At 49.3% G+C, this 23,636-nt stretch carries 16 protein-coding genes; 8 read left to right on the plus strand and 8 right to left on the minus strand.

What is annotated here, in order from left to right:
* Positions 1-9 precede the first annotated feature (9 nt).
* From J2Y43_RS07100 to J2Y43_RS07115, 4 genes are all read right to left on the minus strand, one after another.
* Positions 10-1,668, minus strand: coding sequence for a hypothetical protein (locus tag J2Y43_RS07100; RefSeq protein ID WP_309980627.1), 1,659 nt, complete (start codon positions 1,666-1,668; stop codon positions 10-12).
* A gap of 85 nt (positions 1,669-1,753) precedes the next feature.
* On the minus strand, positions 1,754-2,701 hold the full coding sequence (locus tag J2Y43_RS07105; protein ID WP_309980626.1) for an SGNH/GDSL hydrolase family protein: 948 nt from the start codon (positions 2,699-2,701) through the stop codon (positions 1,754-1,756).
* A gap of 394 nt (positions 2,702-3,095) precedes the next feature.
* Entirely contained in the window at positions 3,096-4,811 is a 1,716-nt protein-coding gene (locus J2Y43_RS07110; RefSeq protein ID WP_309980625.1) for a PQQ-dependent sugar dehydrogenase, read from the minus strand.
* Between the two features lie 158 nt (positions 4,812-4,969).
* Positions 4,970-6,136, minus strand: coding sequence for an AIR synthase-related protein (locus J2Y43_RS07115; RefSeq protein WP_309980624.1), 1,167 nt, complete (start codon positions 6,134-6,136; stop codon positions 4,970-4,972).
* Positions 6,137-6,392: 256 nt separating this feature from the next.
* Between J2Y43_RS07115 and J2Y43_RS07120 the strand changes: the two genes are divergently transcribed.
* Complete coding sequence (locus J2Y43_RS07120) at positions 6,393-6,899, plus strand: C40 family peptidase (protein ID WP_309980623.1); 507 nt, start codon at positions 6,393-6,395, stop codon at positions 6,897-6,899.
* A 175-nt stretch (positions 6,900-7,074) separates the two neighbouring features.
* On the opposite strand, the gene tnpA is transcribed toward J2Y43_RS07120, so the two are convergent.
* Positions 7,075-7,518 carry an IS200/IS605 family transposase gene (gene tnpA / locus J2Y43_RS07125; protein WP_310226414.1) on the minus strand — a complete coding sequence of 148 codons (444 nt, stop codon included), beginning with the start codon at positions 7,516-7,518 and terminating at the stop codon, positions 7,075-7,077.
* 207 nt (positions 7,519-7,725) lie between these two features.
* Between tnpA and argH the strand changes: the two genes are divergently transcribed.
* The gene (argH, locus tag J2Y43_RS07130) at positions 7,726-9,060 is read left to right on the plus strand and encodes an argininosuccinate lyase (RefSeq protein ID WP_309980621.1); all 1,335 of its coding nucleotides are present in this window, start codon (positions 7,726-7,728) and stop codon (positions 9,058-9,060) included.
* A gap of 10 nt (positions 9,061-9,070) precedes the next feature.
* Complete coding sequence (locus tag J2Y43_RS07135; RefSeq protein WP_309980620.1) at positions 9,071-10,627, plus strand: VCBS repeat-containing protein; 1,557 nt, start codon at positions 9,071-9,073, stop codon at positions 10,625-10,627.
* A 99-nt stretch (positions 10,628-10,726) separates the two neighbouring features.
* On the opposite strand, the gene J2Y43_RS07140 is transcribed toward J2Y43_RS07135, so the two are convergent.
* From J2Y43_RS07140 to argB, 3 genes are all read right to left on the minus strand, one after another.
* Complete coding sequence (locus tag J2Y43_RS07140; RefSeq protein WP_309980619.1) at positions 10,727-12,316, minus strand: SusD/RagB family nutrient-binding outer membrane lipoprotein; 1,590 nt, start codon at positions 12,314-12,316, stop codon at positions 10,727-10,729.
* Positions 12,317-12,335: 19 nt separating this feature from the next.
* Positions 12,336-15,665, minus strand: a complete 3,330-nt coding sequence (locus J2Y43_RS07145; protein WP_309980618.1) for a SusC/RagA family TonB-linked outer membrane protein — start codon at positions 15,663-15,665, stop codon at positions 12,336-12,338.
* Between the two features lie 693 nt (positions 15,666-16,358).
* The gene (argB, locus tag J2Y43_RS07150; protein WP_309980617.1) at positions 16,359-17,147 is read right to left on the minus strand and encodes an acetylglutamate kinase; all 789 of its coding nucleotides are present in this window, start codon (positions 17,145-17,147) and stop codon (positions 16,359-16,361) included.
* A 195-nt stretch (positions 17,148-17,342) separates the two neighbouring features.
* Between argB and J2Y43_RS07155 the strand changes: the two genes are divergently transcribed.
* The 5 genes from J2Y43_RS07155 (at position 17,343) to J2Y43_RS07175 (ending at position 23,504) form a co-directional block, all read left to right on the plus strand.
* On the plus strand, positions 17,343-19,484 hold the full coding sequence (locus tag J2Y43_RS07155) for a cytochrome c biogenesis protein CcdA (RefSeq protein ID WP_309981845.1): 2,142 nt from the start codon (positions 17,343-17,345) through the stop codon (positions 19,482-19,484).
* Between the two features lie 105 nt (positions 19,485-19,589).
* Positions 19,590-22,073 (plus strand): glutaminase domain-containing protein, encoded by a 2,484-nt coding sequence (locus J2Y43_RS07160; protein ID WP_309980616.1) that lies wholly within the window; start codon positions 19,590-19,592, stop codon positions 22,071-22,073.
* A 274-nt stretch (positions 22,074-22,347) separates the two neighbouring features.
* On the plus strand, positions 22,348-22,740 hold the full coding sequence (locus J2Y43_RS07165; protein ID WP_309980615.1) for a hypothetical protein: 393 nt from the start codon (positions 22,348-22,350) through the stop codon (positions 22,738-22,740).
* A gap of 12 nt (positions 22,741-22,752) precedes the next feature.
* Entirely contained in the window at positions 22,753-23,112 is a 360-nt protein-coding gene (locus J2Y43_RS07170) for a helix-turn-helix transcriptional regulator (RefSeq protein ID WP_309980614.1), read from the plus strand.
* A gap of 14 nt (positions 23,113-23,126) precedes the next feature.
* A complete protein-coding gene (locus J2Y43_RS07175) occupies positions 23,127-23,504 on the plus strand; it encodes a hypothetical protein (protein ID WP_309980613.1) in 378 nt (125 codons plus the stop codon).
* Positions 23,505-23,636: the final 132 nt, after the last annotated feature.

The following is a 23,636-nucleotide window of genomic DNA, read 5'->3' on the forward strand; positions in this document are numbered from 1 at the left end:
TCGATTGGATTACTTCCCGTCGCCATTCACTTTCACATCCTTAAACATAAATGCATTATCGCTAACCCTCACAGCCTTGCCGCTGGCGGTGGTTACATTTCTCATGACAACACTTTTGGTTTTAACGTACGGATACTTTTCCTGGTAAGCGCCGTCCGTCATTTCCGGGTTGAAATTGGCAAATATCGCTGGCCCCTGGTAGTTCTCAGGATGCGCGGCGTCGTCGATGCGGAGATTTTCGATGGTAATTTTTTCGGGCATGTAGCAGGTATAACCAAAATCGTGCTGGCCGGAGTAGGAACCACTCACAAGAGAGGCATTGGCGGGCTTACCATTCATAGGAACGAAGACGCAATTACGGATCACCACCTCTCCCTGCCAGGTACTGCCGTAGTCGGGCCGGAGATTAACGATACTCCTGCCCCTGATGGTGGAATTCTCGATCAGCAGCAACCCGCTTCCGATCGCATTGATCCCCATATGCCCCAGTGTCGAATTCCGGATGGTAGCGTTGGCAACACCCTGGTGAGCATCAAACCGGGAGAGCGTGCAATGGTCGTAAAGGAGGTTTTTGCAGAAATTAGAACCCAAAATGCCCCAGTAAGTATTGTCGTTAATGTCGTTTGTCTGACTGCAATTGACGAACGATACATTGAGCGCACGGTTGGCCAGAAGGTCGTAGGTACCCATTGTAACAGGCTTACCCGCCGTACCGATGGTACTATAAGTCTTATGCCCTGTCAGGACCGCATTCTTCACTGTCACATAGGAGCAGTCACCGATATTGATAAAGCCGCCATAGGGCGCCCCGTGATCCCCTTCGCCGGTAATGCGGTGTTCTATCCCCTCCACGAGCACATTCGACCGGCGGATCGCGATGTTGCGGTTATAATAGGTGTATTTCGACTCGGCCCTGTTGGCAATGGTGGTGAAACGTCCGCCGGTGATTTTCAGCGGCTTTTCGTCGATTGGCAGCGCGGTAATGTCCGTAATCTGATCAAAATCCCAGATAATCGGCGCTTTCATATCTACCCTGCCGTTTTTATCCACTACAAAAATATCCGTTTGCGAAGATCCATTGTTCTGGTTAAGTCCGAAGCGGATGTATTGCTTTACATTGGAATTGGTAACGGTAATCAGGCAAGGGCCGGGCAGGGATGCTTCGATCTTTTTCTGGTTTCTTTTCAGAGAAGTAATGGTTTCCAGTTTAAAGGGTTTGAGCCCTGAGCTCACTGTAAAAACCGATGCATTCCGGTTTTCCACTTCTCCATCGTCGATGATGAACGCGGCCTTACCGAAATCGGTGTCGGTTTGGATTACCACGGTACGTTCTTTTCCGCCCATATAGTAAGTCGCTCCGTCGTTGGCTTTCACCGGCAACCCGTGCATGTTGGCAAATGCGTGGGTCGCGGCGATCGCGTCCACATCATCCGTTTTCCCATCGCCCCGCGCACCAAAGTCGCCATAGTGCACCACACCCGCAGCCTTGTATTTGCGGACGTCCCCGGGCACTACATTCACTTGCAGCTCGCCTTTGTCGTTGGTATAAACACCGGTTCTCGTGTTTTCAGTCGTAACCGTAACGCTTTCAACCGGGCCTTTTTGCTGCGCCTGCATAGCAAGCGGAAAGGCGAACAAAAAGGAAGTCAGGAGTCTGTACTTTGTCATAAGGGTTAGTTTAGTCGCCATTAGTTTCAAAAGACGTCGTCCCCTAAAAATACTTTTCATACCCGAGCTCCCTGTGAATTTCAGCCTAATACTTCAAATCCCTGATTTTTTGAGCAACCCTGTTGGCTATAATCCGATAGCCGGAGTCATTCAGGTGAATCTCGTCCGATTTATTCGCCGGGCGCATTCGCGAAGGGAAAATGCCCTTTTGGATATCCTCCAAATCGCCGGCGGTCGGTGTAAACCCGATGTCGTTCATCTCCGACTCGGTGGGCGGCGTCATCGGAACATACTTATCGCGGTACAACAGCGCGAGCTCGTCGTTGAATGCGGTAAGTTTGGCATATCCTGCCGATCCTTTGCTCTCTGTAATCGCGGGTAGTACGCCGAGTACGAGATACCGCCTGGGCTCCGCAATGTAATCCACCGAACTCTTGATCGCCGAAAGAATCCCTTCCTGCGGTTTACCCTGGCCAATGTCATTCCGACCGTACCAAAGAATCTGTGTCGCCGTCCGCATCTTCACGGCATCGTCCAGTTCAAAAACCGAATCATCGGGGATCTCCACGTCAACCGGCGTTTCGGTCGAAGCCGCTGTGTCGCTTTGCGCTAGCGGCTCCACGGTATAGTGATCCCCTAAATCCGGTACGAATTTGCGCGTAATGGTGCACCGTACACCCGCAAGCGTACCGGTACGACTGTAAACGTTGCCGTTCAGAGGCGTCGAGAGGAATTCGTTGTTGATCTTCGTGACCGCCACCGGTTTCGCACCGTTGAATTTGCCGCCGGCCACGGATAACGTTAGAGGTACCCCACCCTGCCGTATCGCGATCGATAATGCAACCTGGCCGTTGATGCCGTCACTGAATACCGGCCGTTCCGTAAAAACGTCGCCTACCCATGCGCCCATCGGCCTGCTGCCACCGGTACCGATGGTGAGGCTATCGCCGAAGAATGCGAGCGTTTTGTCGCGTTTGTCTTTTTTGGAAGGGATGATTTTATCGAGCAGATTATCGCAGGATGTCAGGAGCATTGTGGATAAGGCCGCTGCCCCAGATTGACGAAAAAAGCGTCTGCGGCTCATTCCCCTGTCGGTCGTGTGGCAGGGATTAGTGTGTCGGAATGACTTCATTTTCATGGATGGAACGTTGCTGTAAAGGTGCTTTCGGGTACACGCAGCTACGCGTGCAAAGCATTATCGCAATAATCGTTCCACAAATGGTGCGTTGACGGCCTAACTACTGTCAGGAAATTTCTACAAGGTTTAGGTCAAAACAATTTGGATCAAATCCAGTATTATGGAATAATTCCATTATCTTTGAACATCCAATATTGCCATACATAAATTGGGTTTTAGGGTTGTATAATGATCACATTCCGGAAGTGTTGCTTCCGGAATGTCTGTTTTTAAGGGATTGAAAAGGAAACTACCTCCACACTAAAACCTTCTGTTGTATTACCCGGTCGGCGCCGGCCATGCGCACCACATAAATACCCGAAGCAGTATTGCCGAGCGGGATATTGACGGGCCCGCTCCGGCCTCCGATTTTCTCCGTCAGCACCACCTGCCCGCCCGCATTCACAATCTCGACGGTTTGAAAAGGCTCTTCCACAAACAGGTTCATTTCACTCGTACTGATCAGCGAAGGCCGCACAAAAAGCTCACCTTTGCTCTCGGTACCACGGTTGACCGTTATTATTTTGGAATACCTGAAACTCTCATCCATATCCGTCATTTTCAGCCGGTAGTAAAGCTCCCCGTTTTCCAAAGTACTGTGCGTAAATGAATACAGGTTACCAGCCGGCATATTGGCTCCCTGAATCGAGCCGACACGCTCGAATTGGCGGGCATCGCGACTGTACTGAATATCGAACGACTCGAAATCCTTTTCCATGGAAGTCTGCCATGTAAGCCGGACCCCTTCCGCGCTGGGTGCTCCCGAAAAATCGACCAGTGTTACAGGAAGCGGATTCTCGGTCTCAATGCGATAGACAGCCGTGGCTGTAACGGCATAAATCTCGCCGGACTGGTCTTCCCCGATATCCCTCACACCTGTGAATGTCGACGTTTCATATTCCTTCACAGATCCGTCCGAATTGATTTTATGAATATCACCCGAGCCATAATCCATTCCGATGTAGTAACCTTTCATGATCGGCCAGGCGTTCCCGCGGTACACCACCCCGCCGATCACGGAATTGCCCCTCGCGGTACGGGTCGGGTAAATGTAAACCGGCTTGGTAAAACTGGCGGAATCGGGGCATTCGTTGATCGCGATGCCCGGCGTGTAGCCGTTCCCTTCGAAGCACCGCCAACCGAAATTAGCTCCGGATGCATTGCTCGCCGTTACATGATTGATTTCCTCCCAGGTATCCTGGCCTACATCGCCGATCCACAGGTCATAGGTTTCGCGGTCGAAACTCCAACGGAACGGGTTTCGCAATCCACGGATAAAGATCTCATTCCCAAACGGGTTCGAAGGCGGTATCACATAGGGAAGCCCGGAGCCCAGCGGCGGATCCACATTCAGCCTCAGTATTTTCCCCAGCAGGCTGGTCGTACTTTGTCCGTTTGCATTAGGGTCGTAACTGGCCCCGCCGTCACCGGTAGAGAGGTACAAATAGCCGTCTTCAGGGCCGAAATGCAGCTCCCCTCCATTATGGTTGGTGTTAACCGGATGCGGGATTTTCAGGATCTCCACCCGCGTATTGGCCGGCACGATGTTTCCCGACGGGTTCGCCGAAGTATAGCGCGCCAGCACCAGGTCTCCATTTGTATCGGTGTAGTAGGTGTAGACAAATCCATTGGTAGCAAAATTGGGGTGGAATGCGATACTCAGCAAACCTCCCTCTCCCGACTGCGAAACCACCTGCCCGCCGCTGTTCATGTTGAGGTATTGAATGGGGGTCGTCAATGCCCCCGGGTTGAACACCGTGATAACACCGGAGCGCTCGGCGATGAAAATCCGGTTGGAATTGTCTCCTGCATGTACAAGCTGCATGGCGGAGGTCAGCCCGGTGATAACGGCTGTCGGATTAATAGTTACATCCGGGATTTGTGCGCAAACGCGCACGGCGGCGAGAACGAAGCAAAGTACCAGGATATGGCCCCGCAGTATTTGATAGTGGTTGATATGTTTCATATTGGCTATGGTTAATAAAACAACACTACTTCTACTATTATTACGAAATCATACTACAATTGTCATGCCTGCATTTGCCCTCGAAAATAGGGAAACAAAAAAAACCTCCGGAAGGTAACTCCCGGAGGTTCAGTATTTTGTAATATTTAAAAAGACGATCAGTAATAGAAGGTCCCGTATTCGCTGCTGATGGTCAGTTTTTTCTCGTCGGAGGCTTCCACACGCCCGATCACCTGCGCATCGATCCCGAACGATTTGGAGATTTCGATCACGCGCGCGGCATGCGCTTGGGGAAGGTAAATTTCCAGCCTGTGACCCATATTAAAGACTTTGTACATCTCCTGCCAGCTCGTTCCGCTTTCTTCCTGAATAAGCCTGAACAATGGAGGCACGGGAAGCAGGTTGTCTTTGATAATGTGAAGGTTATCAACAAAATGTAGAATTTTCGTCTGAGCACCGCCACTGCAATGTACCATGCCATGGATTTCCGGGCGCATTCCGTCGAGCAGGGCTTTGGCTACGGGTGCGTATGTACGTGTAGGCGAGAGGATTAGTTTACCTACATTCAAAGGCGCTCCCTCTACTTCGTCGGTCAGCTTTTTGCTTCCGCTGTAAATAAGGTCGTCGCTCACTTCGGGATCGAAGCTTTCGGTATATTTTGAAAGGTATTTGCCCAGAATATCATGTCTTGCGGAGGTAAGGCCATTGCTGCCCATCCCACCATTGTACTCGCTTTCGTAGGTAGCCTGTCCGTAAGAAGCGAGCCCTACGATCACATCTCCGGCCTGGATATTGGCATTATCCACTACTTCCGAGCGCTTCATGCGGGCTATTACCGTGCTGTTCACGGTCACAGTCCGTACGAGGTCACCTACATCGGCCGTTTCGCCACCCGTGCTGTAAATCTCGACGCCGTAGCTGCGAAGCATGTCCAGCACTTCTTCCGCGCCGTTGATCACTTCCGCGATCACTTCGCCGGGAATGCGGTTTTTGTTGCGGTCGATGGTGGACGAATAGAGCATCGGGCCGGTTGCACCCACGCAAAGCAGGTCGTCGGTGTTCATCACGATCGCGTCCTGCGCAATGCCTTTCCAAACGGAAATATCACCCGTCTCTTTCCAATACAAATACGCCAGGGAAGTTTTGGTACCGGCGCCGTCGGCGTGCATGATTGTGCAATACTCAGGATCGCCGGAGAGCGTATCGGGTACTATTTTACAAAAAGCCTTTGGAAAAAGCCCTTTATCGATCTTTTCGATGGCCTTATGCACATCTTCCTTTGAAGCCGATACACCGCGCTGGAGATAACGGTCGGTAGTTTTCATCTGAGCGTATTAAATTAGTAAGCTATCCTGATTCCAGCACAAAAGTAGTCAAAATGGGGGCTTAAACCTTTACTTTAATGAAAGTAGCCCTTAAATAGGCAAATCAGTGATTTACAAAATATTGCAAAAATTAACGATTTGTTAAAATAAGACAAATGCAAAAAAGTCGTTAGCTTTACAAAGCTGAGGTATTCGCATTACAAAACCATAGAATCTCCTGTTTGACCTTTTAAAGTCCTGAACCACCTTTGATTTCATGCATTTTTTGATTCGTTCAGTCATTGTATCCGCGTTATTGTTTGCTGCCAGTTCATTTAGCAACCGTTCTTTCGCACAGGCCCCGAAGTCCCAGGAAATCGCCGCCGACACTTTGAACCCGATCCAGTCGCTGGTATCGTTCGCCACCAAGCATTTACACATCCCCTATCGTTCGGGCGGCTCATCCAAACGAGGTTTCGACTGTTCCGGCTTTGTCCGCTATTGTTTCAACCAATGGAATATCACGCTCCCACATTCCAGCGCAGCGCAAGCCGAGCACGGTGAAGTAGTAGAACTCGACGACGCCAAGCCCGGCGACCTGATTTTCTTCAAAGGCAACAGCACCAAAAGCAAGCGTATCGGGCACGTAGGCATTATCACCGAAGTGGCCCCCGGCTACGTCAAATTCATCCATTCAGCCTGGAAAGGCGGCATCCGCTATGACTTGCTCAATGCAGCTTATTACAGTAAGCGGTTTGTGGCGATCAAAAGAATGATTGAATGATTTTTAATCAATAAAAAATTTCTTTCTCTTTTGATCCGTCGACTGAAGTCGACGGCAAGATGATTGCTTTTTTGGCTCTTGGCTGGGCGGCAGCTTTTCTGCTCATTCAGCCACAAAATTGGGAAAACTTCCCCTGCCGTCGACTTAAGTCGACGGGACAAGGAGTATTTGGAGCTTAGTTCTTGTTGGAATTTGTCCAGCCATATTTTTGCATGAATCTGTTGATTTCTGTTTCAAAGGTTTTGCCTTTGTGGTGCTCTTCCTGCATTAAAATATATTTCCTCACACGAAGTACATGCCGCTCGCTGACGCTTACAGCCCAATAGTCGTCCTGCCAGACAAACTTGGTTGTCGTCAGCTTATTCTTATTGATCCAGTAGGCTGACTCTCCCTTAATGATCTTCATTACATCCGAGAGCGTCTGCTGGCGGGTAAGACAAATGAGACAATGCGCGTGATCGAAATAACCATTAATCACATCCAGCTCAATGCCCTTCGACATGGCATACTCCTTGATATGCATAAACACCTTCATTCGAATCTCGTCCCGCAGTACTGGCGCACGATATTTCGTAGAAAAAACGACATGAATCCAAATCCGGCTCCAACTCATACCCATAAAAGATTTAAACGCGTCCAACAATAAACCCCTGGCGGTCTCATTGATACGCTAAACCTAAAATTTGGTAACACCCTAAAACCCGACTTGCACCAAAAAAATTGGATGGCCGTCGACTTCAGTCGACGGAAAAAGGGAAAGGAATGGGCTAATGATGTTAAATTTGTGATGAAATTTTAGATCTATAAATTTTATCATTCCTGCATTTTGAAACTCTGGCAAAAGGAAAATACTGTTACTTCTAAAAAAATAGAACGTTTCACGGTCGGCCGCGACCGTGAGATGGATTTGCATCTGGCCGAATTCGACGTGCTGGGCAACATCGCCCATGCGACGATGCTCGAAACCATCGGTCTGCTGACGGCCGACGATCTGGCTGCATTGAAAACCGAACTCAAAGCCATTTACGGGCAAATCCAGCAAGGTGAATTCGTCATCGAGGAAGGCATCGAGGATGTGCATTCGCAGGTGGAGCTGCTGCTTACCCGCAAACTCGGAGATACCGGCAAGAAAATTCACTCCGGCCGCTCGCGTAACGACCAGGTCCTCGTGGATATGAAGCTGTACACACGTGCGCGGCTTTTCGAGGTGGTGCAGGCTACGGAAAAGCTTTTCGACGTGCTGACGCGTAAATCGGAAGAACATAAAAATGACCTGCTCCCCGGCTACACGCATTTGCAGATAGCGATGCCGTCGTCGTTCGGATTGTGGTTTGGTGCTTACGCCGAAGGACTTATCGACGATATTATCCAGCTCAATGCCGCCTACCGCCTCGCCAACCGCAACCCGCTGGGTTCCGGAGCAGGCTACGGCTCGTCGTTCCCGCTGAACCGCCAGCTTACCACCGAGTTGTTGGGCTTCGAAGGAATGCACCATAATGTCGTGTACGCGCAGATGAGCCGCGGGCGCACGGAGCAAGCCGCATTAAGCGCCATTGCGTCGCTGGCGGCGACTGTTTCGCGACTCGCCATGGACGTATGCCTTTACAACAGCCAGAACTTCGGCTTTATCGTCTTGCCCGACGACCTTACGACCGGCAGCAGCATTATGCCGCACAAAAAGAACCCCGACGTAGCCGAACTCCTGCGCGCGAAAACCAACCGCATGAAAGCGCTGCCGATGGAGGTAACGATGGTGCTAAGTAACCTGCCATCGGGCTACCACCGCGATATGCAGCTGCTGAAAGAGATCCTGATGCCCGCATTCGACGAGATCCTCGACTGCCTCGACATCGCCGCGTTCATGCTGGAACATTTAAAAGTGAAACAAAACCTGCTCGACGACCCGAAATACGATCTGCTGTTCAGTGTAGAGCGCGTGAACGAACTTGTGATCGCCGGAGTGCCTTTCCGCGACGCCTACAAGCAGGTCGGCGCCGAAATCGGCGACGGCACTTATACCGCACCACGCGAATTGAAGCATAGCCATGAAGGAAGCATCGGCAATTTGCAGACGGAGGCCATTCGTGCGCGGATGGAGCGGGAGATTGGGGCATTTGGGTATGATAAAGTTTTAGACACTCTCGACAATCTGATCCGTTAAGCGATCCGTCATGACACTTTTAAAAAAGGCCCTGCTCATTTCTGTACCCATCGGAATGGCGGGGCTTTCTCTTTCTTTTCAGGAAAAGATGCCGGCATCCGGGACCGCCAGCCGCGCGCTGCAAGCCGATTCCGTTCAGGAAGGGAAAAAGCTGGCAATGGACTATTGCCAGCGCTGCCATTTGTTCCCCGATCCCACTTTGCTGGACAAAAAAACCTGGGCGGCCAGCGTGCTGCCTAATATGGGGCTGCGGCTGGGTATCCGGGCAAATGGCGAGGATCCTTATGCCGATCTGATCCCGGAAGAAAAGCGCGTAATGCAGGAACTGAATGTCTATCCCGAAACGCAACTCATTTCGGAGGGTGATTGGAAAAAGATCCTGGCCTATTACCACTCAACGGCCCCGGCCGAGCCGCTTCCGCAGGAAAAAGCGCCGCCCATAACCGACTCTCTACGGCTTTTCCACGTCTCGGACCTCACCGTAGGAGACAAAGAGGTTCCTAAAACTTCACTCTTGAAATATGATCCGGCCTCGTCGCAACTCTACATTGGCGACGACCAGAATGCATTGTATGTATTCGGGAAGGCCGGATTGAAAGATACCTGGTGGATCGATTCCGCTCCGACCGATATTGATTTCCCGAAAAACGCCCCTCCGCGCTTGCTTTCCATCGGTGTTTTCAAACCATCCGACCAACGCACAGGCCGGCTGATGTCCCTGTCCAAAACGACGGACCCATCGCTTGTGAACGTGCAGAACCTTCCGCGTCCCGTGCAATTTGCCGCCGGGGATTTGAATATGGATGGAAAAGAAGACGCATTGATATGCGGTTTTGGCAATCACTCGGGGAAACTATTCTGGCTGGACAATTTCGAACAGGGAAAGGAACATATATTAAAAGAGCTACCGGGAGCGAGAAGGGCCGAAATACGGGATCTGAACGGCGATAAAAAGCCTGATATCGTAGCGCTTATGGCGCAGGCCTGGGAACAGGTAACCATATTCTATAACCTTGGCAACGGAAAATTTAAAGAGAAAAGCGTTTTGCAATTTCCGCCGTCCTATGGCATGAGCTATTTTGAAATGGTGGATTTTAACAAGGACGGCTTTCAGGACATTCTGCTCACCAATGGCGACAACTGGGACCTATCGCCTATCGACAAGAACTACCACGGTGTGCGCCTGTATTTGAACGACGGGAAGGATAACTTCAAACTCGCCTGGTTTTTCCCGCTCTATGGTGCCAGCAAGGCCGTCGCCCGCGATTTCGACCTCGACGGCGATATCGACATTGCCGCCACCGCATTCTATTCAGACCTTGCCAATCCGGCGCACAGTTTCGTTTATCTGTCCAATGAGGGCAAAATGGATTTCAAAGCCTTCTCTACCCCGATGGCTGCGGCTGGCAAATGGCTCACCATGGAAGCCGCCGATTTTGACCAGGACGGCGACACGGATATTGTACTGGGCTCCTATTTCCACACCATTGGCGAAATGACCAAACTGATCTCCCGGGGACAGCTGTCATTTCCGCAACTACTCGTACTCACTAATCGGCGCAGATAAAATCCCACGGCGGTTTAACACAAAAAAAGAGGCAGGTCAACCGACCCGCCTCTTTCCTTTCCTAACTAAATCTGATTGGTATTATCAATCCGGGTATTATTATTTCACGTCCCAGAAAAGCTTGGTAGTGAGTTTGTCGTTCTCACGAACCGCTGCGTAGTTAGCAGGATTGTAAGTAATCTCGTTACCAGGGTAGTTCAATCTTACCGGAGGAAGTGTCTGGTTGTTGTTGTTGTCAACCCAGAAGCTCAATGCCGGCAAGTTCAAACGGCGGATATCTGCCCAGTTTTCGTATGGTTGCACCAGGTTGTAGTGTACCCATTTTTGTCCTGCGATCAGTTCCAATTTCTGAGCAGCAGTAGTTGCTTTTGCCCAGTTTACGCCGTTTCCAGCGATGTACGCCGCAGCTTCTGCCGTTGTTACGTTGGCAGGTTTGGTTCCTTGCGCCGCGTTGCTCACATTGCTGATACGGTTATAGAAATCCATCGACTGGCCGATCGCCGTTTCATAAGCAGTTTTTGCAGACGCATCGTTACCCGATCTCAGGTAGTACTCCGCTTTGATCAGGTTTACCTCAGGCGCATTGATGATGATACCTGGGAAGAACTGGTTGTAGTTGGTTACATAACGGTTGTAGATCGCTACGACCCCTGCGTTAGAAAGTTCAGTTTGCACCTGAGCAGTAGCCATTGGGTCAATACCGATATACTTTCCACCAGCGTTAGCTCCCGGCTCGAACAACATGCGCAACCGTGGGTCAGCGTTAGTGCTCAGGAAGTCGATCAACTTTTTACCAGCGGTGTTACCATACCATGTACCAGGGCCCATACCATCCTGGAAGCCTTTTGAGTTGATCGGGCTGTTGAGGTCATATACATTGATCTGAATGTTCTGATCGTTGTTCTCAACAATAGGATAGGTTGCTGCATTGCCCAGGATCTCGGCGATTTCCGAGTTGGAGCGCGACTGGAATGCTGCTACGTCCGAAACGCGGTTCAGCATACGAAGACGTAGGGAGTTGCAATAACGTTTCCAGGCAGTCAGGTCTCCTTTGTTAATAAAGTCCTGAGTCTGGAACGACTTCTGATAACCTGCGTTAATCGTTGTTCCATTCAGCTCGGTAGCGATGCTTTTCAAATCGTCCAGCATCATCGTGTACAACACCTGAGGATCGTCAAATTTCGCCGCAGAAGAATTGTAGTCACCACCATTTGTACTTACCATACCTGCTTCGGTGAAAGGGATCGCACCGAATACGTCTACCATTCTTTGCGTCTGGTCGTAGAGGTAGATCTTCGCAACTGTCATGAAGAATTTGCGGTCAGCTTGCTCTTCAGCAGTTTTAGAATTGTAAACCTTTTGCAGCTCGCGGTATTGTGCCAGCAAGTTGTAGTAGTTGAACCAGATGTTCTCCACACCCGCCGAACCCGGTACATACTGACCTGAACCGTTCACCCAGCCGATGGACTGGTTATACTGGTTCAATGTAATGCGGAGCATTGTGAAGTAATGCGTATAACCCGGCAATACATAGTCTTTGTTGGATTGAAGGAACCCTGTGAATTGCTTCTCGACCGTCGTTGCGGAGATCTTCGAAGGATCAGGATATATGTCGCTGAAATCGGATTCTTTGCAGGACGCTGCCACCAGCATGAGCCCCGCCAAAATAACTGATGATATCTTTTTCATTTTCATAGTCTGATTGAAATTAGAAGCTGGCTCTCAACATTACACCCGCAGTGCGGAACGATGGGTTAGCACCCGCATTGGAGATGTTTTCATACCATCTTGTAGAAGTGTTGGTTTGTTCCGCATCGAGGTCTTTGATAGTACGGTAGATGAAGAACAGGTTACGACCGAATACCGAGACGGTCACGTTCGAAGCACCGATCTTGCTTCCGATAGAAGAAGGCAGGCGGTATGCAAGCGAGATCTCACGCATTTTGATGTAAGTGTTTTTCTTAACGTACAGCTCGTAACGTGCGTTACCATATTGAGGACCTCCCCAGTTGTAAGTAGCGTTGTAGTACACTGCTTGTGAAACGATGTTGGTGTTAGCTTCACCAGAAGCGAGTACACCGTCCATCAACATACCATCGTGGTAAACAGTCTGTCCGGCAGGGCCTGTTGCTGCTGTTGTAGGAACGCCTTTTCCGTTTGCATCCAGGTAGTAGCTAAGACCGCCGTGCTCAGCATCCATTGCGTTCAAGCTTTCTTTGGTCAAACCGCGTGAGGTCATCCAGTTGATACCAGTCGGCATGATCGAACCACCGAAACGGAAGTCGGTAATCGCATCAAGCGTAAAGCCTTTCCACGAGAAGCTGTTGATCAAACCACCGGTCAGTTTTGGCATTGCATTACCTACTTTGATCCAGTTTGCTCCATCCAATTGGTAAAGACCGTTAGGACCTACAACAGCCTGACCTTTTTCATTTTTAAGGATGCCGTGCGCATAAATATCCCCCATTGGCTGACCAACTACCGAACGAATCTGTGCTGCATTACCATCAAGGTCGGAGTGTAGCAACTCGGTAGAGTTGTTAGCCAGCTTCTCAACTTTGTTTACGTTTTTCGCGAGGTTCAAAGTCAGATCCCAGTTGAAATCGTTCAGTGTTTTACCCTGGATTGGGGAAACGTTGAATGCAAATTCAATACCTTGGTTTCTCAGCGTACCTACGTTAGCCAGGATAGAGCGGGCTCCTGTTGTAGCTGCAATGGTGAGAGGGAGGATCTGATCAACGATTTGTGCATTATAATAAGCAACATCGAGGCCGATACGGTTGTTGAAGAATTTAGTCTCCAAACCGAATTCAAACTCGCGCTTTCTTTCCGGGCGGATTTTGTCGTTACCGTAGCTAGGATCGATATAAGTGTACAATACCGACTGACCACCATTTTGCTGAACGTTCAATGTACCTTGCTTGTAAGCTACGTTCGCGCCGTAGGTCGGAGGATAGTTACCTACTTCACCCCATGATCCGCGCAGTTTACCATAGCTAAAGAAAGAAGGCAGGTTCAGTCCGTCGGTGAATACGTAAGATGCGTTCACGGATGGATAAACGAATGCGTTGTTTCCGGGAGCGAGTGTAGAAGTACGGTCTCTGCGGACAGTACCTTCAACGAAGAATATTCCTTTATAGTCGAATTGAGCTGTTCCCAAAAGCGCGTCACGCGTCCAGTTGTTACGTTCTCTTGAACTTGTAACATTATTTACAGAAGCAGAAAGGTCAAAGAAATTCTCAGTGCTCAATCCGCCGTCGGTACCGTTGCTCATTTTGGTATCCATTTGCTTATAGGCGTTGTAACCTGCCATCAATGCGATGGATATGTCGTCAGTCAGCTTCTTGTTGTAAGTCGCCAATGCTTCACCGTATACGTTTCTGTACATGTTATTAGCCATGCTGAAACCACCTGTGTAACCGAATGCCAATGGCTTCTCAGTAGCGTTGTTGTTTTGCAAACGCTCCGAAGTAAAGTCAGTACCGATACGGCCACGGAGTTTCAATTCGTCGGTGATTTGCCAGTGTTGGGTAATGCTCGCAATCACACGGTCGCTCCATTCGTCAGCAGTATTTTTTCTGGTGTTCCATACATAGTCAGCGATGTCAGTCTTGAAACCGTTGTATCTGATGTTTTCAGCCGGCGTCAAGCTTGGGTTACCGGATGATTGCGTTACATATTTATATCCCTGGCTGGTTTGATATTTATCAAAATACCAGTCAGCAGACTCGAAACGGTTCATCATACCGGTGAAGTTGTTGATCATACGGTCAACCTTGAATGGACGGTTATGCGTCTTCTGGTTGATGTAGTTCACCATCAAATCCGTTTTCAGCTTCTTGTTCGCATTAAAGCTTGCGTTCAGGTTAGCAATGTTCTTGCTGTTTTTCGAGTCGTAGCTGATCATTCCGTTGTCCTGACGTGTGAAAGAGAAACGAACGGTAGAGTTGTCCGTAGCTTTCGACACCGAAAGGTTGATGTTGGAGCTGTTCGCGTTCTGGAACAAATCCGCGTAGCTGTTTCCTGATGGAGAATAAGGGCGAATTTTACCGTCGAATGCCATTACCGGCTGCCCATCGAATTTAGGACCGAAGTTTACAGTCGCACCCAGCAAGCCGCGGGTTTCTTTGGTACCGTCTCCATCTGTATCATAATAAATGAAGCCGTTTGCGTCCTGGCCTGCATCTACGTAGTTTTTCAGGTAACCAGGACCTCTTACATCCTGATAACGTGGCAGATATGCAATTTTATCAACGCTGTAACTTGCGCTGAAATCAACACCGATTCCTTTTCTTCCTTTACCGGTTTTAGAAGTCACGAGCAATACCCCGTTCACCGCTTCCGAACCGTACAATGCAGCTGCCGAAGCACCTTTCAATACGGTAATATTCTCGATATCAGCCGGGTTCAGGTCAAGGAGACCGTTACCGCGGATACGCTGATCGCCCCAGTAATCACCATTGCGGGATTCGCCGTTACGGATGGGGATACCGTCCAATACGATCAATGGCTGGGTGTTACCTGTGATTGAGCTAAACCCGCGGATGCTGATACTCACACCGGAAGTTGCTCCACCAGGTGTTGCATTGATAGTTACACCCGGAGCCTTACCATAAAGTGCTGTTGCAAAGTTGGGAGATGCAGTTTTGATCAACGCATCACTCTTAATAGTGGATGTCGCGTAACCCAGCGCACGCGATTCTTTCGCGATACCCAAGGCCGTTACAGTTACTTCCTGCAAAACAGAAGCGTCTTCAACCAAGATTACGTTCAATACGTTGCCGTTACCTACCGCTACTTCCTGTGTTTTGTACCCGATGTAAGAAAATACGAGCGTAGCCTTGCCCGAAGCGGCAATGCTATAAGTACCATCGGCATCGGTGGTGGTACCGGTGGTAGAACCTTTTACCAGAACGGAAACGCCGGGCAAAGTGGAGCCGTCAGAACCGCTGGTTACTTTTCCGGTGATCGTTTGAGCGAGAACCGGGGCGCTTACCATCAGCAACATGACGATAAGTCTTAGTAGATTTTTTCCCATGAGTTAAGCTAGATTAATTAAGGTATTAAAATGGATACAATTTTAATATTATTTAGTATAATATCGTGCATTTATTAAATTTTTTACTAATACATACACGTTCGACAGATTGCAAACTGTGCGATTGGACTAAGTGCCTTCGGGTGTATGGACACATCCAGGGACGGCGTCAGGCGGGTTCGAGAAGGATTAATAGTAGATTTTTAGTTTTGTCATACAGTCCCTTAAATGAATTTTAGATGGTTTAACGGGGTCATTTTCTTCTTTATTTCTCCGGACGTACCGGCGGCGTCAAAGGGCTTTACACTACCGTAATATTCGGATGTCAAATATAAATATATTATTAACAAACTCAGCAAGATTTATTAAAAAAAATTAATAAATAGTCCCTAAAAAGGATAGAGTATTTGGTAAGGACGCGGCGTTAGTTACATATTATTTGTATGTAACCACTTTTAGTAAAATTAATTTGCTGAACGGGCGTGAACCACCGATTGCTCCCTTGAAGCATTGGATATTGCCTGAATATTAAGAGCAACTACCCAGATATTAACGTTAACAATTATCCATCGGGCGAAAAATATGGACGCTAATCTATATACGTAAACAACCCGGAAAACCCGTCCCAAAAGACATTAAATCTGGAACTAACCCCTAAGTGAGCCCACAGCCGATTAGGGGTTAGCAGTTGCGCTAAGCGAGCACAATTGCAGTTCCGGCACCGCCGGAAATTGCGTTTCCAAGTTCATCGGCATGGCAGATAGTCACCTGGTTCACACCCGAATGCAATGCAGCAAACGCATTGTCGAGCTTGGGGATCATACCTTTATTAATAGCACCGGTTGCTTTGTACTCTTCATAAGTACCCGGGACTAGTTTGCCGATCACCGCATCGTCGTCGGCGGGATCGGAAAGCACGCCCTTTTTCTCGAAACAATAAATCAGATTAACTTCAAATGCTTCCGACATCGCCACGGCCGTTGCGGAGGCCATCGTGTCGGCGTTGGTATTGAGGAGCAGGCCTTCGGCACTGTATGTCAATGGCGCGATGATCGGCGTGAGACCGCTTGACAGAATGGCATTGATTTGTTCTCCGTTTACAGCTTCAATATCTCCTACAAAACCATAGTCGATCGTTTTGACGGGGCGCTTGATCGAACGAATGATCCCGCCGTCGGCGCCGGTGAGCCCGATGGCATTGCAGCCGGCAGCTTGCAGTTGCGCTACCAGGTTTTTGTTCACCAGTCCTCCATATACCATCGTTACCACATCCAGCATTGGCTGGTCGGTGATGCGGCGGCCATCGACCATCTGCGTTTCGATTTGCAACTTGGCTGCGACCTGTGTCGCCACCTTCCCACCGCCATGGACGAGAATTTTGGGTGCATCGAGCTGCGCAAAGGCTTTCAGAAAACGGGTACATGCTTCGGGATTGTCGATCACATTACCGCCGATCTTGACTACGTATAAGGTCTGGGACATGTTAATAACTGTTAACTTATCTGGATTTGAGCCGACAAAGGTAGCAGAAACGCGAATCGGTGAAAAGGGAATTTCAATTGATGAATTTTTTTGTGAAAATTACGTTGGTTAAGAAAGCTCTATCAAAATTGTAGATTGATCGCCGGGTTGTCTGCCGACAATATCCCGACCAAAGCCATTACCCCAAACATCGACATGAAACGCGGTATTATCCTTATTCTCAGCCTTTGTCTACTGATAACCGGCTTCGCGCAGGCACAAGTACAAAAAGCCAAGGCGCACTGGACTTATTCTTTTTCCAAACCGGAAGTCAAAAAAGGCGAGACTGTGGACCTGGTTTTTACCGCGACCATCGACAAGGATTGGTACATGTATTCCTCCGACTTCGATCCCGATCTCGGCCCGATGCTCACCACATTTACATTTGAAAAAAACAATACTTTCGAAACCGTCGGCAAACTGAAACCACAGAACCCGAAAACCAAGTTTGAAGAAGTATGGCAGGGCAATGTCCGCTATTTTGAAGGAAAGGGTGTTTTTAAACAAACCGTAAAAATCCTTGCTGATAATCCGGTCATCAAAGGCACTTCCGAATACCAGACTTGCAGCCACGTGAGCGGGCTATGCATTCCGGGAGGAGAAGATTTTGAATTCAAAGGCTTGAAAGTAACTGCCGCTGCCACCAACACAACTGAGCAGCCCACCGTTGGAGCCGCCACGCCGGCAGACAAACCAGCCGTAACACCTGGCACCGCGCCAGCCGCTCCCGCAAACTCAAATGACACCTCGATAGCCGTTTCAGCAGGGGACACTCCTGCAACCGGCGACAGTTCAGCCGCAATCGAGGCAGCCCCGAAATCAGCATCCGAAGCATCGGGGACCCTAGCGTCCGGCGCCGAAACTCCTGCTGGCGGAGGCTCATTACTCGGCTTCGCATTAGCCGCGTTCCTTTCAGGCTTGCTCGCATTGCTTACCCCATGCGTTTTCCCGATCATCCCGATGACCGTGAGTTTTTTCACCAATCAGGAGAAGGGCAAATTCAAGGCATTTTTATATGGTATTTCAATTATCCTGATCTATACATTAATAGGTACTGTCGTTTCGCGCCTGAATGGCCCCGCATTTGCCAACTTCCTCAGCACGCACTGGCTGCCTAACCTGCTGTTTTTCGCGATCTTTATTACGTTCGGTCTGTCGTTCCTCGGTCTTTTCGAGATCGTGCTGCCGAGTGGCTTTGTAAATAAAATGGACCAGAAAGCCGATCAGGGCGGCTATGCGGGCGTGTTTTTCATGGCATTCACACTGGTACTCGTATCATTCTCCTGCACCGGCCCGATCGTCGGCAGTTTGCTGGTGGCTTCGGCGGGCGGTGAAGTTGTGAAGCCTATCGTGGGTATGGCGGCATTCTCCGCGGCATTTGCGATTCCGTTCACCTCGTTTGCATTATTCCCGCAATGGTTGAAATCACTGCCCAAATCGGGCGGCTGGCTGAATACCGTGAAAGTGGTGCTGGGCTTCCTTGAACTGGCATTGGCATTGAAATTTTTCAGCATTGCCGATCAGGTGTATCACTGGCATTTGCTCGACCGCGAGGTGTACCTGGCATTCTGGATCGTCATTTTTGCATTGCTGGGCTTTTATTTGCTCGGCAAAATCCGCACGCCGCACGATTCACCTATTGAGAAAGTAAGCGTTCCGCGCCTGCTGCTCGCAATCGTGACATTCACATTCGTCGTGTACATGATCCCGGGCATGTGGGGCGCCCCTCTGAAAGCATTAGCCGGATACCTGCCTCCGCAATCGACTTTGGATTTCGACCTGAATAAAAGAAGCGCTGCCGCTGGAACGCCATCAGCCCTTGCCGGCGAAGCACGCAAGTATGCCGACCTCTTTCATTTACCCCACGAACTCGAAGGCTTCTACGACTACCAGGAAGCATTGGCTTATGCTAAAAAAGTGAACAAACCCGTTTTCATCGACTTCACTGGTCACGGCTGCGTCAACTGCCGCGAAATGGAGGCCCGCGTGTGGGTAGATCCCGCCGTTCTGCAACGCCTCCGCGACGACTTCGTGATTGTCGCATTGTACGTCGACGATAAAACGGAACTTCCCGAAGCCCAATGGTACACTTCCAAATATGACAGCAAGGTGAAGAAGACCATCGGCGCACAGAATGCAGACCTGCAAATTGTGAAGTATAACAACAATGCGCAGCCGCATTACTGCCTGGTTGACCACGAAGGGAACCTGCTTGTGGCGCCTAAAAACTATGACCTCGATCCGGCCAAGTTTGCGGCATTTCTGGATAGCGGGAAGGCAGCGTTTTTGAAGAAATAGGTGTCAGACTGTTCATTATAGAACTTATCCCCTATCATTATGGGATTTTCTAAACCCAGGACTTAGGTCCAGGGCTGTCCTATTTCCATAAAACCAACCGAAACCATGCTCAAACGCTGGCTTACCGCGCTGACGCTACTGACAACCTCAACGATTTTTGCACAATCTGTCCGGCCGCCGGCAGCACCGCTGGTGACTATCGATCCCTACACAAGCGTATGGTCATTCGGCGACCAGCTGGCAGGCTCCATTACCAAACATTGGACCGGCAAGCCGCATCCGATGGACGGCCTCATCCGCGTCGACGGCAAAGCCTACCGCTTCATGGGCGCCGCTACGGCCGAAATGAAAACTATTCTGCCGACGGCCAAGCAGGAAGCCTACACTGCCAAATTCACGACCACCAAACCCGACCCGAAATGGTGGTTCAAGGAAGGCTACAATATCAGCACCTGGAAACAGGGTCCCGCGCCATTCGGCACGCACGACCGGAACGATGCCATGCTGAAAGGCGGCACCGAGTTCCCGAAGGAGCTCTGGTACCGCCGCGATTTCAACCTCACCAATGTCGATTTTGAAAAACCTGTCCTAAATATCTTTCACGACGACGATGTGCAGGTATTCATCAACGGGGTGCCTGCATTCGACTGCGCGCCTTGCTTTACAAGCGACTACGAGTTCAAACCGATCAGCCCGGCAGCCGTGAAGGCTTTGAAAAAGGGAAAAAACACGCTGGCTGCTTATGTGAAAAATGGGGCTGGACCGGGTTATATCGATATTGGCCTGGCTGACGAAATCGCTCCGAAAGGTGCCGACGCGGTAGCGCCGGCGAAGCAAACCGGCTTTGAAATGACGGCTACACAGTCGATTTACCATTTCGAAGCGGGCCCTGTGCAGCTGACGGTTCAGTTTGTGGCACCGCTGATTATGAAGGACCTCGACCTGATTTCGCGTCCGGTAAATTACATTGTTTATGAAGTGAAGTCGGCCGACGGCAAACAGCATGATGTAAGCATTTTGAATGCAGTATCCGGACTGTGGGCCACCAATGATGCCAGCCAGTCGGTAACCGGCAAAAAGGCCAATCAGGATGGATTGACTACATTGTCCCTTGAAAATACCGTCCAGAACCTACTGGCTAAAAAAGGCGACGACATCCGAATCGACTGGGGCCAGGCATACCTCGCGGCTCCGCAAGGCATTGTGAAAGGTTCGGCGATTGGCCTTTCAATGGATATTATTAAAGAATTTGCTTCCAAAGGCACGCTTAGCGTGGATCAGGCTGGCGCCGCTCCGGCGGATACCAAATCAATGGGACTGATATTGAATGCGGGAAAAGTGGGTGCTGAAAGCAAATCGCTGCACGCATTGCTCGCTTATGAAGACGGCTATTCAGTGCAGTATTTCGGCCAAAACCTGCGTCCGTGGTGGAATAAAGACGGCAACAAAACCATCGCCGGCGAGCTGAAAAGCGCCGAAACCGATTTCACCAAAATCCTACAAACCTGTAACGAGACCGACAAGGCGATCTTCGACGACGCATTCAAAGCCGGTGGCAAGCAATACGCCGAGCTGTGTGTATTGGCGTACCGTCAGGCCATTTCAGCCCACAAGCTCGTCGCTGACCCTACCGGCACGCCATTGTTTTTCTCGAAAGAAAACTTCAGCAACGGCTCCATTGGAACGGTCGATATCACTTATCCATCGGCGCCATTATTCCTGCTGTACAACCCTACATTGCTCAAAGGCATGATGGAGCCCATTTTCCACTATTCCGAGAGTGGTAAATGGACCAAACCTTTCGCCGCACACGACGTAGGCACCTACCCGCTCGCGAACGGGCAGACATACGGCGAGGACATGCCCGTGGAAGAGTCCGGCAATATGCTCATCCTCGCTTACGCCATCGCCAAAGCCGAAGGCAATGCCGATTACGCCAAAAAGCATTGGAAAACTCTCAGCGTGTGGGCCAATTACCTGAAAAAAGAAGGCTTCGATCCTGCTAACCAGCTCTGCACCGATGACTTCGCCGGTCACCTCGCCCGAAACACGAACCTGTCTATCAAAGCCATTATGGGCCTCGCCTCCTACGCCAAGCTCGCGGAGCAACTGGGCGATACCAAAGAAGCCACCGAAGTAAATGCATTAACCAAAGACTTCGCCCAAAAATGGATGCAAATGGCCGCCGACGGCGATCACTATGCATTGACCTTCGACAAAAAAGGTACTTGGAGCCAGAAATATAACCTCGTTTGGGATAAGATTCTGGGATTGAATGTGTTTCCCAAAACAGTAGCACAAAAAGAAATTGCCTATTACCTCACCAAACAACAGCCTTTCGGCCTGCCGCTTGATAGCCGGAAGACCTACACGAAATCCGACTGGATTGTCTGGACGGCAACACTGGCCGAAAAGCCGGAGGACTTCCAGGCATTGATTCAGCCTGTTTATAAGTATGCCAACGGTACTACGGACCGCATTCCCCTTTCGGACTGGCATGAGACGACCAATGGGAAGTCGGTTGGTTTCCGGGCACGGTCTGTGGTTGGGGGATATTGGATGAAGGTGCTTGGGGAACGCTGGAAATAGGAGTTCTAGAGTTACAAGTCATGGGGTCAGGAGTTGTCAGGTATGGGCGATTCCTGGCCCTTTCTGTATTGCTTCTAGCGGTCCTTTGCCGCATCTCCTCCTTGTAAATTTAACGTTGGATGTTAAATGTGCAAGGAGGATACCGTTTACACACTTGTCCCAGCCGGCTACTCATTGGTTATTCTTAGACAGGTTAATGAAGTACCTCACAATGCCTTATGTTGAGACAAGCTTGATTTCAGGCTTGACAAATATTAAGTTAAAACTTAACTTTATGTCAAAGTTCAGCATTCGGTTATCTGGCAAGGTATCATCTACAAGAATTAAACTTTTCAAGCTGGCTATTAACCAGATTTGCCCAATCGACGAGTTTGAAAGAGCCATGAGGCGCGATGCTTCGTTGAATTTTGAAATTGAAAAGATTTATTCCACCATTGAAGATTCATGCAATCTTGTAACGTTGCCGAAAACTGTTTTTCGCCAATTGAAGCTCGGCAAATTGCCATATCAGCTTTACGAGGCCAAAAGTAAACGCTTACGCTTCTATCTATTCAAGCTGGAAAAAACAGGAAGAGTAATTTTAATTGGCGGCCGCAAGACTGATCAAAAAGCGGATTTTAAATATCTGCATGGCCTATTAAAGGAGATTCATTCACAGGGAATTTAACCGCAAGAATTCATGACAGAACGCGAAGAAATTTTGAGAGGTACCGGCTACTGGCTGGCAAAAGTTCAAATTCAGGTTTTCAACCTGCTCAACACTTACATGGAAGAGAACAATCTGACCCAAAAGCAGGTGGCAGAGAAACTGAATGTCTCTCCTTCCTACGTATCTCAGATTCTGAATGGAAATTTCAACTTCACGATTTCCAAATTGATTGAACTGGCATTGTTTGTTGGAAAGGCGCCCATTATTCAGTTCGAAACGATTGAACAGATTTTGAAAGCGGAGGCATCGCAGATGCAAGCGGACGTTAAACCTAAGAGGAGGAAAGCTGCTAATAAACATAACCCGGCTTCAAAGATCTCCGTTAATTAAAATACTCATTTCCAATGCCGGAATTTCAGCCCTACGAAATCAGTTTTAACCGCAAACCCAATTTCCGGGTAAAATACCGGCTTTTTTCCTACGAAGAAGGTGGGAGGTATAATCCCGCATCCCAACATTATAGATGCGATTTTCACTACAAGAACGACGGCAAGTTCAAACACTCAATCTACATGATCTGGCCCGAGTTCGAAGATGAAGAAGGTCGTATTCTTGACGGATCGGAATTTGCACCCATGTCTGGGACTGCTACAATGTGGATAGTTAACAAAGATTTTATCCCTTACCATAAGGAGTATTTGAAACTCGGAACAATTGAGTATTTTAAGGAAGGCAACAAAAGTGTTGGAGAATGCGAGGTGATTGAGCTGATTGAGTTTTGATTCTAGCCTTTACGATTACCTAAATCTGCTTGCTCGGTACTGTAATTGCCTACCCTTGAAATATATTCTCCCATATTTGGAGCCCAATCAAAAAGGACTGCGTTTTTGCAATCTCTCACCTAAAACGTTAGA

This window comes from Dyadobacter sp. BE31 (assembly GCF_031457695.1).
GTDB lineage: Bacteria > Bacteroidota > Bacteroidia > Cytophagales > Spirosomataceae > Dyadobacter.